Genomic DNA, 17,557 nt, shown 5'->3' with positions numbered 1-17,557 from the left:
GCGGCGGTTCCTAGAATCGACGCCCCTTCGTCGCACCGCCGGTGCCTGCCCGAGGAGTCTCCCATGGCGCGCATTTTCGATGACATCACGCAGACCGTCGGCAACACCCCGCTGGTGCGCATCCGGCGCATGATCAAAAGCGACGCCACGGTGCTGGCCAAGCTCGAGTTCTTCAACCCGCTGTCGTCGGTCAAGGACCGCATCGGTCTTGCCATGATCGAGGCGGCCGAAAAAAACGGCCTCCTGCAGCCGGGCGGCGAGATCATCGAACCCACCTCCGGCAACACCGGCATTGCGCTCGCCTTCGTGTGCGCGGCGCGCGGCTATCGGCTGACGCTGACCATGCCGGCCTCGATGAGCATCGAGCGGCGCAAGGTGCTGCGTGCGCTGGGTGCCGAGATCGTGCTGACACCGGCCGAGAAGGGCATGACCGGCGCCATCGAGCGCGCCCGCGAACTGCTGGCCGAGCGGCCCGGCAGCTACATGCCGCAGCAGTTCGAGAACCCGGCCAACCCGGACATCCACCGCCGCACCACGGCCGAGGAAATCTGGCGCGACACCGACGGCGAGGTCGACTACCTCATCTCCGGCGTCGGCACCGGCGGCACCCTCACCGGCGTGTCGGAAGTGATCAAGTCGCGCCGGCCGTCGTTCAAGGCCATCGCGGTCGAGCCGGCGGCCTCGCCGGTGCTGTCCGGCGGCAAACCGGCGCCGCACAAGATTCAGGGCATCGGCGCCGGCTTCGTGCCGCCCATCCTGAACCCCGGCATCATCGACGAGATCGTGCAGGTGACCGACGAGAATGCCATGGCCTACGCGCGCCGCGCGGCGGTCGAGGAAGGCCTGTTCGTCGGCATCAGCTCCGGCGCCGCGCTGTGGGCGGCCGAGCAGATCGCCAAGCGCCCCGAGGCGGCCGGCAAGACCATCGTCGCCATCATTCCCTCGGCCGGCGAGCGCTACCTGTCGACGGCACTGTTCGCCGACCTCGACGTCTGAGAGCTTGTGAATTTTTCAAGCTCTCAGACCGGCCAGGGATGGCCGGACGCGAAGCGAGCCCGTAAGGGCTTGATTCGCGGGAGCCCGTCCGGGCGTGTACCGGACGGGCGACGCAAGAAATACGCAGGACGCGCATTTCTTCACAAACTCTGAGAGCTTGTGAATTTTTCAAGCTCTCAGGCCGGCCAGGGATGGCCGGACGCGAATCGAGCCCGCCAGGGCTCGATTCGCGTGAGCACGTCCGGGCGTGTACCGGACGTGCGACGCAAGAAATGCGCAGGACGCGCATTTCTTCACAAACTCTGACCTTCGGCTATTGGCCGATAATCTGCGCGCGCCGGGCGCCCGCCCGGCTGCGGCATTTTCATCGTCCAAGGAGTCCCCATGCGCACCTCGCGCTTTCTGCTGGCCACGCTGCGCGAAGACCCGTCCGACGCGGAGGTGATCAGCCAGCGTCTGATGCTGCGCGCCGGCATGATCAACCGTCTGGCGGCCGGCATCTACAGCTGGCTGCCGCTGGGTCTTCGCGTGCTGCGCCGCGCCGAGCGGGTGGTGCGCGAGGAGATGGACCGCGCCGGCGCGCAGGAACTGCTGATGCCGGCGGTGCAACCGGCCGAGCTGTGGCAGGAATCCGGCCGCTGGGAAAAATACGGCCCCGAGCTGCTGCGTTTCAAAGACCGCCACGCGCGCGAGTTCTGCTTCGGCCCCACGCACGAGGAAGTCATCACCGACATCGTGCGCCAGAAGGTGACCAGCTACCGCCAGCTGCCGGCCACGTTCTACCAAATCCAGACCAAATTCCGCGACGAGATCCGGCCGCGCTTCGGCGTGATGCGGGCGCGCGAGTTCCTGATGAAGGATGCGTATTCCTTCCACCGCGACGCGGCGAGCCTGGATGAGACCTACGAGGCCATGTACGCCGCCTACGGCGCCATCTTCGGCCGCCTCGGCCTCAAATTCCGCGCCGTGGCGGCCGACACCGGCAGCATCGGCGGCGCCAGCTCGCATGAGTTCCACGTGCTGGCCGACTCCGGCGAGGACGCCATCGCCTACTCGGAGGGCGGCTACGCTGCCAACGTAGAGCTGACGCCCGCCCCGCCGCCACCGCCGCGCCCGGCCGCCACGGCCAACCGCGAGTCGGTGCACACGCCCGGCCAGCACACCATCGCCGAGGTGAGCGCATTTCTTGGAGTGCCGGCTGAGCGCATCATCAAAACACTGGTGCTGCGCGGCGCGGACGGCGGCCTGGTGGCGCTGCTGCTGCGCGGCGATCACGAGCTCAATGCCGTCAAGGCGCAGCGCCTGCCGCAGCTGGCGCAGCCGCTGCAGTTCGCCGCCCCAGCCGAGGTGCAGGCGGCGCTCGGCTGCGATTTCGGCTCGGTGGGACCGGTGGATTTTCCGGGCCCGGTGATCGCCGACCGCGACGCGGCGGCGCTGGCCGACTTCGTGTGCGGCGCCAACGCCAACGGCTATCACCTGACCGGCGTCAATTTCGGCCGCGACCTGCCGGAGCCGGAAGTGGCCGACATCCGCAACGTGGTGGCCGGCGAGCCGGCGCCGGACGGCTCGGGGCCGCTCGCCATCGCCCGCGGCATCGAGGTCGGCCACGTGTTCAAGCTCGGCACCGTGTACAGCGAAAAGCTCGCCTGCACCGTGCTCGACGAAAACGGCCGCGAGCAGGTGATGACCATGGGCTGCTACGGCATCGGCGTGTCGCGCGTGGTGGCGGCCGCCATCGAGCAGAACCACGACGCGCGCGGCATCGTGTGGCCGCAGGCGCTGGCGCCGTTCGAGGTGGCCCTGGTGCCGATCAACCTGCACAAGTCGCCGGCCGTGGCCGAGGCCACCGAAAAGCTATACGCGCAGCTCACCGCCGCCGGCGTGGACGTGCTGCTCGACGATCGCCCGGAGCGGCCGGGCGTGATGTTCGCCGACATGGACCTGATCGGCATCCCGCACCGCCTGGTGATCGGCGAGCGTGGCCTGAAAGAGGGCCTCGTCGAGTACAAGGCGCGCCGCGCCGAGGCGGCCGAGAACATCCCGCTCGCCGAGGCGACCGGCTTCATCCGCAAGGCGCTGGCCGGCCTGTGAGACAAGCGCCGGCGGGGCGTGCGCGCCCCGCCGGCAGCGCGCGGCCGGCTACTTGAAAGCCGGCATGACCTCCTTGGCGAACAGCTCGTGCACGCGCCGGTGCTGCTCGAGCGTGAGGCCACCCTGCGGGCCGCGCGGTAGCACCTGGATGGCGAACTCGTCGAGTTCCTCCTTGGCCAGGAAGTCCGCCACCTTGTTGGCGATCTGCGCCGGCGTACCCACCCACACCATGTCCTGCGCCAGGATGTCGTCGTAGGTCAGCTCGAGCATACGGTTCATGGCGTCGCTGGCGTAGAAGCCGTAACCGGCCGCCAGCAGCCGCTCGCGGTCGGCCTTCTGGTCGATCGACAAAATGGGCTTGGCGATCTGGTGATAGAAGTACGGCGCCGCCGTGCGCGCCTGCTCCTGCGCTTCGTTTTCGGTCGGCGCGATGTGCACCGGCTGAATCCAGCTCACGATCGGCTTGTGGCCGGCCTTGGCGCAGGCGTCGCGGTATTCCTTCATGGCGTTCACGAAAATCGGGTACGGCGCCGGACCGCCCACCGAGATGCCCCAGCCGCGCTCGGCGGCGAAACGGAACGAACGCCCGCTGGTGCCGGTCAGGTAGACCGGCATCTTCGCCTGCACCGGCCGCGGGTAGACGGTCACGTCGTCCACCACGTATTTGTTGCCGTGGAACGAGAACCGCTCCTCGGTCAGCGCCTTCATGATGATTTCCTGGGCTTCCTCGTAGCGCGGCTGGCTTTCCTCGTAGGGAATGCCGGCCAGCTTGTACAGCCAGGCGTGGCCGCGCCCGAAGCCGAGATCCAGCCGCCCGCCGGTCAGCACGTCGGCGGTGGCGATTTCGCCCGCCAGCACGGTCGGCGTGTGCAGAGGCAACGTGTGGCACAGCGTGCGAAAGCGGATTTTCTGGGTACGCTGGGCGGCGGCCGAGAACAGCGCCAGCGGATTCGACGACTGGCCGAAGGTGGGAAAGAAATGGTGCTCGATGGCCATGTACACGTCGTAGCCGAGCCGGTCGCACTGCTCGATGTGACCGATCACGTCCCACACCGCCTCGGCCGTGTCCACCCCCGGCATGCAGTTCATTTCGGTGTAGACGCCGAATTTCAGGTTGCTGTTTGCCACGAACCGTTGCTCCTCAGGTTGAATGATCAGTGCGCGGCGCCTGCCCGGCGCCGCGCGGGGATTAAGGAACCGCTGATTTATTCAGCGGTTTCCGCCGGGGCAGGATGCCCCGGCATGAATCAAGGGCGTACGCCATTGATTCATGGAGCGTCGTGCGGGCGTGTACCGCGCGACGGCGAGCTGAAAAATTCCATGGACGGAATTTTTCAGCCCTTCCTTAAAAGTGGCGAGCGACTATAGGCGTCGCCGCCGGGCAAGGCATGACAGCCGTCAAGCCGCGCGGGCACCGCGCGCCTGCAGCCAGTGCGCCGCCACCGGCAGCAGCGACACGGCGACGATGCCCAGCGCGATCAGCGTAAGGTTGCCCTTGACCCACGGAATCTGGCCGAACAGCACACCCGCACTCATGAACAGCAGCACCCAAACGGCTGCGCCCAGCACGTTGTATGCGAAAAAGCGCCGGTACTGCATACACCCGACGCCGGCCACGAACGGCGCAAACGTGCGCACGATGGGCACGAAACGCGCCAGCACGACGGTCTTGCCGCCGTGACGCTCGAAAAACGCCCGCGTGCGGGCCAGGTGCTCCTGCCGCAGCCAGCGCGAATCCGGCCGCGCATACACGCGCGGGCCGACGAAATTGCCGATGGCGTAATTGACGCCGTCACCGACCACCGCCGACACGAACACCACCGCGGCGGCGGTGCCGAAATCGAGCAACCCGCCGCCGGCCAGCGTGCCGACCACGAACAACAGCGAGTCGCCCGGCAGAAACGGCGTCACCACCAGCCCGGTCTCGCAGAACACCACCAGCGCCAGCAACGCGTACACCCACACGCCGTGCTGGGCGGTGAAGTCGGCCAGGTGCGTATCGAGGTGCAAAAACAGGTCCAGCGCACTGTGCAGCAGGTCCATCAGGGCTTTCCGGGGCACGACCAGGGCGCAAAGTATCGGGCAGACGGTCGCAAACCGAAATCGCGCTTGCGGAGAAATGCGAAAAAATTCCCTCGTTGGATTTTTTTCCGCTCGCCGCCGGCGCGGTGCGGGCCCGCCCCCAACCTGTCGCCCATGCCACGCTTCAGGCCGGCGGCGCCGACCCCATCGGCGCCGCCTCGATTGCTTGCCTTCGGTCCCAACCCGCGCGCCACACCCCATGCCCCATCCCAACAGCCCCACGCCACCCGCCCACCAAACACCCCGCCAGGGCGCCGATCCGGCGGCGCTCGCCGCCACGGTGCGCACGCTGGCCCAGCGGCTCGGTTTCACCGGCTGCGGCATCGCCGGCGTGGACCTTCCGCTGGCCGAACGGCGCCTGGCCGACTGGCTGGCGCGCGGCTACCACGGCGAAATGGCCTGGATGGCGCGCCACGGCAGCAAGCGCTCACGCCCGGCCGAGCTGGTGCCGGGCACGCTGCGGGTGATTTCGGTGCGCCTCGACTACTGGCCCGGCACGGCAGCCGACGCGCGCGCGGTGCTGGACGATCCGGCGCTCGGCTACGTGGCGCGCTACGCGCTCGGCCGCGACTACCACAAGCCGGTGCGCCAGCGCCTGCAGCGCCTGGCCGACCACATCGCCGACCTGGCCGGGCCGTTCGGTTACCGGGTGTTCTGCGACAGCGCCCCGGTGCTCGAAAAGCCGCTTGCCGAGCAGGCCGGTCTGGGCTGGATCGGCAAGCACACCTGCCTGATCGACCGCCGCGGCGGGTCGTGGTTTTTTCTGGGCGAGATCTACACCGACCTGCCGCTGCCAACGGACGCGCCGGCCAGCGGCCACTGCGGCAGCTGCCGCGCCTGCATCGACGTGTGCCCCACCGGCGCCATCGTGGCGCCGTACCTGCTCGACGCGCGGCGCTGCATTTCCTACCTCACCATCGAGCACCCCGGGCCGATCCCCGAGCCGCTGCGCCCGCTGCTCGGCAACCGCATCTACGGCTGCGACGACTGCCAGCTGGCGTGCCCGTGGAACAAATTCGCGCGGCCGAGCGCCGAGGCCGACTTCGCGCCGCGCCAGGGCCTTGACGCGCCGCGCCTGGTGGAGCTCATGGACTGGAGCGCCGAGGAATTCGAGCAGCGCCTGGCGGGCTCTGCCATCCGCCGCATCGGCCACCAGCGCTGGCAGCGCAACATCGCGGTCGCGCTCGGCAACGCGCCGGCCGGCGACGCCCAGGCCGTGGCCTGTCTTACCCGCCACCGCGACAGCCCATCGGCGCTGGTGCGCGAGCACGTGGCCTGGGCGCTGGTGCGCCACGGCGCCTGAGCGCTTGAAAAATTCACAAGCGCTCAGGGTTTCTGAAGAAATGCGCGTCCTGCGCATTTCTTGTGTCGCCCGTCCGGTGCACGCCCGGACGGGCTCGCGCGAATCAAGCCCTCAAGGGCTCGATTCGCGTCCGGCCATCCCTGGCCGGCCTGAGCGCTTGAAAAATTCACAAGCGCTCAGGCACCCTCGCCGAACAGGCGCGTGTGCGCCTCCTGCTCCAGCGGCAGTAGCATGGCCAGCGTGTCCTCGCGCCCAAGACCGGCGGCCATGGCCGCCGCGGTCGCGGCGAGCGCCGCCTCGCCGGTGACGCTGCGCACGCCGTATTCGGCCGCCATCTCGAGCGCCAGGCGCAAGTCCTTGTGCAGCAGCTCGGTGCGAAAACGAGGCGCGAAGTCACGCGCCTTCAGGCGCGGGTACATCATTTCCAAAACCGCGCTGCGCCCGCTGCTGCCCATCAGCACCTGATACAGGCCGTCGAGGTCGATGCCGGCCTTGTGGCCAACCAGCAGCATCTCGATCAGCGCCCGCTGGTGCACGCCCACCAGCAGGTTGTTGATCAACTTGGCGACCGCGCCGCTGCCGCTCGGCCCCAGGTGCACCACGGTCTTGCCCATGGCGTCCAGCACCGGCCGCACGCGCTCGAACACCGCCCGCTCGCCGCCGACCATGATGCCGAGCGTGCCGGCCTGCGCGCCGGCCGGGCCACCCGACACCGGCGCATCCAGAAAATGCACGCCGCGCGCGCGGGCGGCGGCGTCGATCTTGCGGCAGGTGTCCGGCCCCACGGTGCTGTGGTCGATCAGCACCGTGCCAGGCCGCGCGTGTGCCACCAGACCGTCCGGTTCCAGATACACGCGCTCGACGTCGGCCGGCATCGGCAGACAGGTCGACACCACATCACAGGCCGCGGCGAGCGCCGCATAGCCGGCCGCCTCGCGCGCCCCGGCAGCCAGCGCCTGCTCGATCGGACCGCGGCTGCGGCTGACCACCTGCAGCGCGAAACCGGCTTTCAGCAAATTGAGCGCCATCGGCAGCCCCATGCTGCCGAGCCCCACGTATCCCAGTTGCATCAGAACACCTCCTACGCAAACGGCCCGGGCGTCAGCCTACAAAGCGCGCAGCGGCGATCGACAGCCACACCACACCGGTCAACACCAGGGCCACGAACACCGCCGCCGAGCCCATGTCCTTGGCGCGGCCGGACAGTTCGTGCCGCTCCGGACCGATGCGGTCGATGGCCGCCTCGATCGCCGAATTGAGCAGCTCCACGATCAACAGTAACAGCAGGCTGGCGATCAGCAGCGCCCGCTCGACCGCCGACCGGCCGAGCCACCACCCCAGAGGGCTCAGTATCGCCACGATCAGCAGTTCCTGACGAAACGCCTCCTCGCCGGCGAAGGCCGCCCGCAGACCATTGAAGGAATAACCCGCCGCGCGCGCGATCCTGCCCAGCCCCATGTCGTCTCCCATAAGCAAACGCCCCGAACGAGCGGGGCGTTTGCACGGTAGCGGCCGGTGATGACATCACCGGGAACGGACCGCCTAGCCGGCCTGCATCTCGAGGTCCATGCCAAAGCCGGTGGCCTCGACGCCGTGACCCCACATGTCGGCCACGTAGTACTCGGACTGGTAAGTCGCCTTGCGCGCGCCCCAGCCGTACTCCCACAGCCAGCCGGACGGGTTGCCCATGTAGAAGGACCACATCTGGTCGTTGCTGTGCTTGCCGGGCTGGATGGCGACCGGAATCTTGCGTTTGCGCACGATGTCGTAGGTGTAGCCGACATCGTCCATCGTATCCACTTCGATCATCAGGTGGTTGATGCGCTTTTCCATCGGCGCGCCCAGGAACGCCACCGAGTGGTCGCGCTCGTTGCAGTGCATGAACACCGGCGAGGCGATCATGTCGGTGCCCGGGATCGGCAGGTTGTATTCCACCGAGCCGCGCATGCCGAACACGTCGGTGTAGAAGCGATACGCCTTCTGCACGTCGTTCTGGCGCAGGATGCAGTGACCGACACCGCCGGCGCCGGTCAGGAAGCGACCGTACATGCGCCGGCCGGGGTGGAACGGCAGGAAAGTCTCCACCCGCGGTCCGTGGAAAATCTCGGTCGGGTTGCCACCCGGGTCGGTGAATTTGAGCAGGTCGAGCACCATGCGCTCCTTGCGCTCCTCGCCGTCGGCCTGCTTCCAGTCCACGCCGGCGGCGTCGAGCTGGCGCTTCATCTCGTCGAACTCATCGGGACCCGCCACGCGCCAGCCGATGAAGTCCATGTCGTCGCTGCCGTTCAGGTTGACGATGATGCGGTGGTGCCAGTTATCCATGCGCAGGTAGAAGCGATCGCCGTCGCCCTCGTCCAGCACTTCCATGCCAACCACCTGGCTCGCGAATTCGCGCCAGGCGTCGCCATCCTTGACGCCAATGCCCAAGTAACCGAATTCCGTTACCTTCGCCATGCTGACTCCTCCGTGGGGAATGCCTTCCAGAGCAGAAGACAAGAGCCGGCGATGATAACCAACAAACCACACCGCGCGCGGGCTGCCCGATGATCACCGCCGTCGGCCTGTTGGCTGCCCTGCTGACCACGGTCGCCTTCCTGCCGCAGGTGCTGCACACGCTGGCCACGCGCGACACGCGCGGCATTTCGCTGCGCATGTATGTGATTTTCGTGGCGGGCGTGCTGCTGTGGCTGGTGTACGGCCTGCTCACGCGCGACCTGCCGCTGATCCTGGCCAATGCCGTCACGCTGGCACTGGCCGGCACCATCCTGTACCTGAAACTGCGCCACGGTTGACGGCGCCGCGTGCACCGCAAGGGGGCAGCTTGCTTTACCATTCGTTCGGTCAGACCCATGCCCACCCGGGCGGCGCAGGAGATCGTCTTGTCGATACCAGGCATCCGGCTCGAACCGGCAACGCTGCCGCCGGCGTGTGAGGCGCTGCGTGCCGAGGTGCGCGCCTTCATCGCCGACGAGCTGGCGGCCGGACGCTTCACGCCGGCCTGCGACAACTGGCTCGGTGGTTTCGATCCCGACTTCAGCCGCCGCCTGGCCGCGCGCGGCTGGCTCGGCATGACCCTGCCGCGCGAGTACGGCGGCCACGGCCGCACGGCGCTCGAGCGCTACGTGGTCAACGAGGAACTGCTGGCCGCCGGCGCGCCGGTGGCGGCGCACTGGGTGGGTGACCGCCAGACCGGGCCATCGCTGCTGCGCTACGGCACCGAGGAGCAAAAGCGCTACTTCCTGCCCAAATTGGCCGCCGCCGAGGTGTTCTTCGCCATCGGCATGAGCGAGCCCGGCAGCGGCTCCGATCTGGCCTCGGTGCGCACACGTGGCGAGCGGGTGGACGGCGGCTGGGAAGTGACGGGTACCAAGCTGTGGACGTCCAACGCCCACCGTGCGGACTGGTTTTTCGTGCTGTGCCGCACCGAGCCGCTCGGCGAGGACCGCCACGCGGGCCTGTCGCAGTTCATCGTCGACCTGAAGTCGCCGGGCATCAGCATCCGCCCGGTGCCGATCCTGACCGGCGCCCATCACTTCAACGAGGTGGTGATGGAGCGCGTGTTCGTGCCCGACAGCCGCGTGCTGGGACAGATCGGCCAGGGCTGGCAGCAGGTGACCTCGGAGCTGGCCTTCGAGCGCTCCGGCCCGGAACGGTTCATGTCCACCTTTCCGGTGTTGCAGGAATTCCTGCGCGTGGCGGGCACCGATCCGGACCCGCACACCGCGCAGGCCATCGGCGAACTGGCGGCCGAGCTGTGGTCGCTGCGGCGCATGTCGCTGTCGGTGGCGGCCGCATTGCAGCGCGGCGAGGCGCCGGACGTGGCCGCCGCGCTGGTCAAGGATCTCGGCACGCGTTTCGAGAGCGAGGTATTCGAGCGCGTGCGCCTGCTGGTGGAAACCGCCCCCTCGCTGCACGCCCGGCGGCGCCTGGATCAACTGCTGGCGCAGGCCATCCTGCACTCGCCGGGCTTCACGCTGCGCGGCGGCACCAACGAAATCCTGCGCGGCGTGGTGGCCCGCGCGCTTGGCCTTCGGTGAGTGCGCCATGAGCGACGATACCCGTCAGATGCTGCTGGATACGCTCGATCGCGTGCTCACCGACCATTGCACCGCCGAGCGCGTCCAGGCGGCCGACGCCGGCGGCTTCGACCCCGCCCTGTGGCAGGTACTGGACGAACTCGGCTACCCGCTGGTGGCCGTGCCGGAGGCGCTCGGCGGCATCGGTCTTGCGCTGCCGGACCAGTGCGCGCTGCTGCGCCTGGCCGGCCGGCACTGCGCGCCGGTGCCGCTGGCGGAAAGCGCCATGCTGGCGGCCTGGCTGCTGGCCAGCGCCGGGCTGCCCCCGGGCACCGGCGTGCTGGCAGCGGCAAGCGCCGGCAGCCTTCTTTCCATCACGCCGGCCGGCGACGGGCTGCGCCTGCAGGGCACGCTGCCGCGCGTCGGCGCGGCGCGCCACGCCACGGCGCTGGTGCTGCTGCTGGACGGCCACCTAGCCGTGCTGACGCCCGCCGAGTACGCCCTCGAAGCGGGCGACAACCTGGCCGGTGAGGCGCGTGACGACCTGCATCTCGACCTGACGCTGGCCGCCGATCGCCTGCACGCGACCGATGTGACGCCCGACGCCTTCGCCGCCCGCGCCGCCCTGCTGCGCGCCGCGCTGATGACCGGCGCGCTCGAACGGGCGCTGCAGCAGTCACTCGACTACACGCGCGAGCGCAGGCAGTTCGGCCGGCCGCTGGCGGCATTCCAGGCCATCCAGCAACAGCTCGCCATCCTGGCGGCGGAAGTGGTGGCGGCGATGTCGGCGGTCGATCACGCCGCGGCGGTGGCCGAGCACGGCGCCGCGCGGGATGAAATCGCCGCAGCCAAGATTCGCGCCGGCAAGGCGGCCGGCATCGCCTGCCGCATCGCCCACCAGGTGCACGGCGCCATGGGCTTCACGCAGGAGTACCCGCTGCACCACGCCACACGCCGGTTGTGGTCGTGGCGCGACGAGGCCGGCAACGAGGCGCTGTGGGCGCAGCGCCTCGGCCGCCGCCTGGCCGCGGCCGGCGCCGACGCGCTATGGCCGCTGACCACCGCCAGCGGCGCCGCGGCGGACTGACCAGGGCGTGCGCAAAACCATCACCCACGCCGTGTGCGGCCCAACCACACGGACGTTTGATTAGGGCGACCGATGGAGCTGAACATTCGCCTGCTGCTGCAGCGGTCGGCCAAGTATTTTCCGGACAACGAAATCGTCACGCGTTTGCCGGACGAGTCGCTACACCGCTACACCTACCGCGACCTCGACGCCCGCGCCCGGCGCCTGGCGAGCCGCCTGTCGAGGCTCGGCGTCAAGCCCGGCGACCGGGTGGCCACCTTCGCCTGGAACAGCTACCGGCATTTCGAACTGTATTTCGCGCTGCCCTGTGCGGGGATGGTGCTGCACACCGTCAACCTGCGCCTGGCCGACGAGCACGTGGCCTACATCCTGAACCACAGCGAAGACAGCGCCGTGTTCGTGGACCCGGACCTGCTGCCTACCTTCGAGCGCATCGCCGGCGAGCTGAAGACCGTCAAAACCTTCGTGGTGCTGGCCGAGCGCGTGCCGGCCACCACGCTCGGCAACGTGGTGGCCTACGAGGATCTCATCCGCGACGGCGATCCCGAGTTTCCGTTCCATGAACTGCCGGAACGCACCCCGGCCGGCATGTGCTACACGTCGGCCACCACCGGCATGCCCAAGGGCGTGGTTTATACCCACCGCGACATCTACCTGCACACCATCACCGAATGCCTGGGCGACGTGCTCGACATCCGCGAGCGCGACACGCTGCTGCCGGTGGTGCCGATGTTCCACGCCAACGCCTGGGGCCTGCCATTTGCCGCCGCCGGCATGGGCGCCAAGATGGTGCTGCCCGGCGAGCGGCCGCACGCGCCGGTGATCCTTGATCTGATGCAGAACGAGCGGGTCACGTTTGCCGCGGCGGCGGTCAGCATCGGCATCGACATGATGGCCGAGCTCAAGCGCCGGCGGCGTGACCTGTCCAGTGTGCGCGCCATCATGCTGGGCGGCTCGGCCACGCCGGCGGCGGTGATGGAGTACTACCTCAAGGAATTCGGCATCCCCATCGTCACCGCCTGGGGCTCGACCGAGATGACGCCGCTGGCGACTTGCGTACACATCCGCCGCGACGACCTCGACAAGCCACCCATCGAGCACATCCCAATCCGCGTGCGCCAGGGCATCCCCTGCCCGGGCGTGGAACTCGAGGTGCTCGACGAACACGGCCAACCGGTGCCCTGGGACGACCGCACGGTGGGCGAAATCTACGTGCGCACGCCGTGGAGTGCCACCGAGTACTACCGCGACGAGCGCACGCGCGATGGCTTCGTCGACGGTTTCTGGAAGAGCGGCGACATGGCCACCGTCAGCCCGGACGGCGTGCTGCGCCTGGTCGATCGCGCCAAGGACCTGATCAAGAGCGGCGGCGAATGGATTTCCTCGGTCGACCTCGAAAACGCACTGGTGGCGCACCCCAAGGTACGCGAGGCAGCAGTGATCGCCGCGCCGGACGACAAGTGGCTGGAGCGGCCCTGCGCCTACGTGGTGCCCGAACCCGGCGCCGCCCTCACCGCCGCCGAACTGCGCGCCTGGCTGGAGCCCAGATTCGCCAAATGGTGGCTGCCCGATCACTACCTGATCGTGGACGCCATCCCCAAGACCGGCGTCGGCAAGATCAACAAACGCGCGCTACGCGAGCGGGTCGAACAGGACCTGCGCGAGCGCGCCTGACGGCATCGTTCCACAGCGAGGAGAAACCATGCGCGGCATCACCATTCGCCCCCTGCACCACGGCAACATGCACGCCGACCTGGAACTGCTGGTCACCGGGCACCCGCAGCTCATGCTGACCAAAACCAACCACCAGAAAAACAAGGTCTGGTGCGAAGTGCCGTCGTTCACCTTCCTGATCGACCACCCGGACGGGCGCATCCTGTTCGACGCCGCCATCCACCGCCACTGGGAAGACCAGTGGCTGCCGGAATACAAAGAACTGGCGCCCTACGACGACTACACGGAAGAGCAGCTGCTCGAGAACACCCTGAAGCGCCACAAGCTCGGGCCGGAGGACATCGACTACGTGTTTTTGAGTCACCTGCACGTGGATCATGCCGGCAACGCCAAACTCTGGAACACCTGCCCGTCCACCAAGATTCTGGTGCACCAGGACGAGTACGCCGCCGCCGCCAACATGCCCCGCGACGAGCACTTCTTCCTGCGCTGCGATTACGACGTGCCGGTCCTGCGCTTCACCATGCTCGGCGGCGACACCGAGATTCTGAAAGACGTGCATGCCATCAGCGCCCCCGGCCACACCGCCGGCACCATGGCGCTGATGGTGCACCTGGAGCACGCCGGCACGGTCATCCTGACCTCCGACGCCTGCTACATGAAAGACAGCTACGACCACGAAGCCGGCTCGATCATCTCGAACGACCTGCTGCGCTGGAAACACTCGCTGCACAAACTCAAGATGCTGGCGCGCGCCCACAACGCCTGCGTCATGCCGGGCCACGACCACAAGCTGTGCCACGAGGGAGACACCCCGCTGCGGGACGAGCCCAAGCTGCGCGTGGGCGGAATCTACGACTGAGAGCTTGTGAATTTTTCAAGCTCCGAGGCCGGCCAGGGATGGCCAGACGCGAATCGAGCCCTTGAGGGCTCGATTCGCGGGAGCCCGTGCGGGCGTGTACCGGACGGGCGGCGCAAGAAATGCGCGGGACGCGCATTTCTTCACAAACTCTGAGCCGCAGGGAGCGCGGCGCGGTTTTCATTGGCATTGAATTCAAGAGGACGGAACCGTGAAGTTCATTTTGTTTTACCTGCCCTCGGTCGGCACCGTCAGTCAGACCCGCAAGGGCATGGCCGGCCAGAACACGCAGAACTACCAGAACATGCTCTGGCAGCTGTCCGAGCAGATCAAATTTGCCGACACCGCCGGCTTCTGGGGTGCCGCCTTCACCGAGCATCATTTCCACATCGAAGGCATCGAGCAGTCCAACAACCCGATCCTGCTCAACCTCTACTTCGGCCTGCAGACGCGGCGCATCCGCATGGGCCAGATGGCCAACGTCATTCCCTTCCACAACCCACTGCGCCTGGCCGAAGACATTGCCATGCTGGACCAGATGCTGCAGGGGCGCACGTTCTTCGGCATCGCCCGCGGCTACCAGAAGCGCTGGGCGGATGTGCTGGGGCAGATTTACGGCGTCGGCGGCACCATGTCGGACAAGTCCGAGGTGGACCAGAAAAACCGCCGCCTGTTCCTGGAACACTACGAGATCATCAAAAAGGCCTGGACCAGCGAAACCTTCAGCCACAAGTCCGAGCACTGGACCATCCCGCCCGAGGGCCTGAAGTTCGACCACGAGGTGGTGAACCGCTTCGGCAAGGGTCAGAACGCCGACGGCATCATCACCGAGATCGGCATTGCGCCCAAAACCTTCCAGAAGCCGCACCCGCCGATCTTCCAGCCGTTCTCGTTCAGCGAGGACACGTTCCGCTTCTGCGCCCGCGAGGGCATCGCGCCGTTCGCGCTGGCTACCGACGACGACGTGCTGAGCGACCTGTTCCGCGCCTATCAGGAAGAAGCCGCCGCGGCCGGGCGCAACTACGCGCTCGGCCAGAACATCGGCATCTTCCGTGACACGCTGGTGCTCGAGGACGCTGCCGAAGCACACAAGTACGCCGCCATGGGCAACGGCTTCGTGTGGCCAGCCTGGTTTGCGCCGATCGGCTTCAACGAAGCCTTCCGCAAAAAGGGCGAGACCGGCCGCATCGGCCCCGAGTGCGACTACAACTACCTGTGCGAGAAAGGCTTCGAGTTCGTCGGCAATCCGGATCAGGTGAACCGGCAGATCGAAAACATGGTCAAGAAGCACAACCCGGAATACTTCCTGATGTGGCAGTACCCGGGACCGATTCCGCACCACATCCAGATGCGCAATCTCGAGCTGTGGGCGACCGAGATCCTGCCCAACTGGAACGACTGATCCGCGCGCCCTGACGCAAAAGGCCGCGCCGAAATGTATCCGGCGCGGCCTTTTGAGGGGGATGAGTGATCAGCGCTTCGCAGTGGAGCTTCGCAAAGGAACCGGTGATTTATCAGGCCGTTGAAAAATCCTTTTCAACGGCCTGATAAGGCAAGCCAGGAATGGCTTACGCGCTTATCAAGCACGTCAAGTGCTTGATAAGCGGAGGCCGGCGCGGACAGGTGCCGCGACGAGCCGATTTGAAAAAGGACAGGAAAGCCCTTTTTCAACGGCCTGTTATTGAGCGCCCTCCGGGGCGGCACGCCCCGGCTTGAACCAAGGGCGTAAGCCATCGATTCATGTAGCGTCGCGCGGGCATCTACCGCGCGGCGGCGAGCTGAAAAAATTCCCGGGAGGGAATTTTTTCAGCATTCCCCAAAGCGCCGGCGGCGCCCACCGCCGGCCCGAGCGCCTTCTCAGATGGGATAAGCCACGTAGCGCGGCACGACATTGGTGTCGAGAATCGCGCGCCGGCTGCGAAAACGCGCCTCACCGTTGACCACCACCTCGTCCAGGTAGGTGCCGCAGGCCAGCACGGCGGTGCGCCCGGTGTCGGCCGGGGTGTAATTGACCGTGAAATGCGTCTCGACGCGGTAGATCACGCCACCCATGGGTTCGATGTCCACCAGCTGCGTGAAATGGCGCGGCTGGTAGTGCTCGACGGCATCGGGCTGGATTTGGGTCACCTGGGTCACGCGATCCTGCAGGCGCTCGTAGCAGTCGTCCAGCATATAGGCGATGGGCAGGCCGCGGTCCTCGTTCTCCTTGGCGATGCACACATAGGATGCCGGCTTGTCGAAGGTGGCCAGCCAGCCGTGCAGGTCGCGCCGGTCCAGCGCCCGGATGTAGTCGAGGTTCAGCCGTTCGATGGCCTCGCGCACCTTGTTGTCGATGCCGTTCTTGCCTTGGCCCTCCGAAAGCCCATGCGTTTGCGGTAATGCTCCCAGCGCGGCAGGTTGCCGGACTCGTCGTTCTGCTTGACGTTGAACTCGAGCTTGTACTCGTCGGTCACGCCCTTCTGGAAGATGGCATTGCCCGGCGAGCGGTTGCCCAGGTCGATGCGCGTGAAGATGGCGGCATCCTCCAGGCTGATCAGCCCGCTCGGCCCGAGCAGGTTGGACGACTGGCGCGTGCGGTGCGCCAGCAGCTCGGGGCTGTCGTCGTCGCGCGCGAAATAGGTGTAGTGCACCTCCACGCCGCGCGGCCCCTTCGGGAAGGCGTAGCGGACGTTCAGCATGTCCATGTGCTTGGTGAATACGGTGATCGGGAAGGTGCTGACCACGATCGAGCCCTTGCTGTCCGGATCGCCCTTGAACTGCACGATGGAACTGTCCTCGAGCGCGTCGATCCTGGTCGGGATGGTCAACTCGGAGTCGAAGGCGATATGGCCGTTTTCGGTTACGATCTGCTCGCCCTTGCCGCCCTGCCATCCCATCAGCTTGAACGCCAGATGCAGCAGCGGCGCATGGTAGCCGTCGTTGTCGACGTAGGCCTTCCAGTTGCAGTCGTAGTAGACCTTCTGGTAGCCGAGCAGCTTCAGGCCGTGGCCGCTGCCGAGCACGCGCGACAGCGGGTCGGCCACCGCTTCGGTCAGGTAGGTGCGCAGGTCCGGCGTCCGGTCACTCAGGGTGACGAAATACAGCTCGTGGAAAGCCTCGCTGCGCAGTTCCTTCAGACCGAACTTCTCCTTGCTGAAGCTGGGCGAGAAGTCCTGGCTGTTGGGACAGCCGACCAGCGCCCCTTCGCGGCTGAACAGCCAGCGGTGATAAGGGCACTCGAAGTCGGCCTTGTTGCCGGCACTGTCGGTCACCAGCGTGGCGCCGCGGTGGGCGCAGGCGTTGTGGAACACGCGAATCTTGCCGTCGTCGCCGTGCACGGCGAAGATCGGCATCTCGCCGAGGAAGGCGGCCTTGTAGTCGCCGGGGTTCGGGATCTCGGCGCGGTGCACGATCGGGTGCCACTCCTCGCCGTAGAAGATGTTTTCGAGCTCCAGGCGCCACAGGCCGGG

General features: G+C 67.3%; 16 protein-coding genes. 9 read left to right on the top strand and 7 right to left on the bottom strand.

Annotated features, from left to right (window positions below; translation table 11 throughout):
- Window positions 1-63 precede the first annotated feature (63 nt).
- Together cysK and PHC73_RS00675 are read left to right on the top strand one after the other, a co-directional pair.
- Window positions 64-996, top strand: coding sequence for a cysteine synthase A (cysK, locus tag PHC73_RS00680; RefSeq protein WP_300123636.1), 933 nt, complete (start codon window positions 64-66; stop codon window positions 994-996).
- Between the two features lie 384 nt (window positions 997-1,380).
- The gene (locus PHC73_RS00675; RefSeq protein WP_300123635.1) at window positions 1,381-3,087 is read left to right on the top strand and encodes a proline--tRNA ligase; all 1,707 of its coding nucleotides are present in this window, start codon (window positions 1,381-1,383) and stop codon (window positions 3,085-3,087) included.
- A 48-nt stretch (window positions 3,088-3,135) separates the two neighbouring features.
- Here PHC73_RS00675 and PHC73_RS00670 read toward each other — a convergent pair whose 3' ends face one another.
- Window positions 3,136-4,215, bottom strand: coding sequence for an LLM class flavin-dependent oxidoreductase (locus PHC73_RS00670; protein ID WP_300123634.1), 1,080 nt, complete (start codon window positions 4,213-4,215; stop codon window positions 3,136-3,138).
- A 270-nt stretch (window positions 4,216-4,485) separates the two neighbouring features.
- The gene (locus PHC73_RS00665) at window positions 4,486-5,130 is read right to left on the bottom strand and encodes a DedA family protein (RefSeq protein WP_300123633.1); all 645 of its coding nucleotides are present in this window, start codon (window positions 5,128-5,130) and stop codon (window positions 4,486-4,488) included.
- Between the two features lie 238 nt (window positions 5,131-5,368).
- Between PHC73_RS00665 and queG the strand changes: the two genes are divergently transcribed.
- Window positions 5,369-6,472, top strand: a complete 1,104-nt coding sequence (queG, locus tag PHC73_RS00660; protein ID WP_300123632.1) for a tRNA epoxyqueuosine(34) reductase QueG — start codon at window positions 5,369-5,371, stop codon at window positions 6,470-6,472.
- A gap of 176 nt (window positions 6,473-6,648) precedes the next feature.
- Here the strand turns inward: queG and PHC73_RS00655 are convergent, their stop codons facing one another.
- From PHC73_RS00655 to bphC, 3 genes are all read right to left on the bottom strand, one after another.
- On the bottom strand, window positions 6,649-7,542 hold the full coding sequence (locus PHC73_RS00655) for an NAD(P)-dependent oxidoreductase (protein WP_300123631.1): 894 nt from the start codon (window positions 7,540-7,542) through the stop codon (window positions 6,649-6,651).
- Window positions 7,543-7,573: 31 nt separating this feature from the next.
- Window positions 7,574-7,930 carry a diacylglycerol kinase gene (locus tag PHC73_RS00650; RefSeq protein ID WP_300123630.1) on the bottom strand — a complete coding sequence of 119 codons (357 nt, stop codon included), beginning with the start codon at window positions 7,928-7,930 and terminating at the stop codon, window positions 7,574-7,576.
- A gap of 84 nt (window positions 7,931-8,014) precedes the next feature.
- Window positions 8,015-8,926, bottom strand: a complete 912-nt coding sequence (gene bphC / locus PHC73_RS00645; protein WP_300123629.1) for a biphenyl-2,3-diol 1,2-dioxygenase — start codon at window positions 8,924-8,926, stop codon at window positions 8,015-8,017.
- An 89-nt stretch (window positions 8,927-9,015) separates the two neighbouring features.
- On the opposite strand from bphC, the gene PHC73_RS00640 reads away from it, so the two are divergent.
- The 6 genes from PHC73_RS00640 (at window position 9,016) to PHC73_RS00615 (ending at window position 15,510) form a co-directional block, all read left to right on the top strand.
- A complete protein-coding gene (locus PHC73_RS00640) occupies window positions 9,016-9,264 on the top strand; it encodes a SemiSWEET transporter (RefSeq protein WP_300123628.1) in 249 nt (82 codons plus the stop codon).
- A gap of 87 nt (window positions 9,265-9,351) precedes the next feature.
- Entirely contained in the window at window positions 9,352-10,509 is a 1,158-nt protein-coding gene (locus PHC73_RS00635) for an acyl-CoA dehydrogenase family protein (RefSeq protein ID WP_300123627.1), read from the top strand.
- Between the two features lie 7 nt (window positions 10,510-10,516).
- Window positions 10,517-11,575: an acyl-CoA dehydrogenase family protein gene (locus PHC73_RS00630; RefSeq protein WP_300123626.1), complete on the top strand. Its 1,059-nt coding sequence runs from the start codon at window positions 10,517-10,519 to the stop codon at window positions 11,573-11,575.
- A gap of 72 nt (window positions 11,576-11,647) precedes the next feature.
- On the top strand, window positions 11,648-13,249 hold the full coding sequence (locus PHC73_RS00625) for a long-chain fatty acid--CoA ligase (RefSeq protein WP_300123625.1): 1,602 nt from the start codon (window positions 11,648-11,650) through the stop codon (window positions 13,247-13,249).
- 28 nt (window positions 13,250-13,277) lie between these two features.
- Window positions 13,278-14,111, top strand: coding sequence for an N-acyl homoserine lactonase family protein (locus PHC73_RS00620; RefSeq protein WP_300123624.1), 834 nt, complete (start codon window positions 13,278-13,280; stop codon window positions 14,109-14,111).
- 208 nt (window positions 14,112-14,319) lie between these two features.
- A complete protein-coding gene (locus tag PHC73_RS00615) occupies window positions 14,320-15,510 on the top strand; it encodes an LLM class flavin-dependent oxidoreductase (protein ID WP_300123623.1) in 1,191 nt (396 codons plus the stop codon).
- 455 nt (window positions 15,511-15,965) lie between these two features.
- On the opposite strand, the gene PHC73_RS00610 is transcribed toward PHC73_RS00615, so the two are convergent.
- Together PHC73_RS00610 and PHC73_RS00605 are read right to left on the bottom strand one after the other, a co-directional pair.
- A complete protein-coding gene (locus PHC73_RS00610; RefSeq protein WP_300123622.1) occupies window positions 15,966-16,430 on the bottom strand; it encodes an aromatic-ring-hydroxylating dioxygenase subunit beta in 465 nt (154 codons plus the stop codon).
- Window positions 16,406-17,551: an aromatic ring-hydroxylating dioxygenase subunit alpha gene (locus PHC73_RS00605; RefSeq protein ID WP_366949767.1), complete on the bottom strand. Its 1,146-nt coding sequence runs from the start codon at window positions 17,549-17,551 to the stop codon at window positions 16,406-16,408. The genes PHC73_RS00610 and PHC73_RS00605 overlap by 25 nt, the downstream gene beginning before the upstream one ends.
- Window positions 17,552-17,557 lie beyond the last annotated feature (6 nt).

Source organism: Immundisolibacter sp., from assembly GCF_028696615.1.
Taxonomy (GTDB): domain Bacteria; phylum Pseudomonadota; class Gammaproteobacteria; order Immundisolibacterales; family Immundisolibacteraceae; genus Immundisolibacter.
Note: the sequence above shows the minus strand (reverse complement) of the source record. Positions and strands in the feature narration are given on the sequence as shown.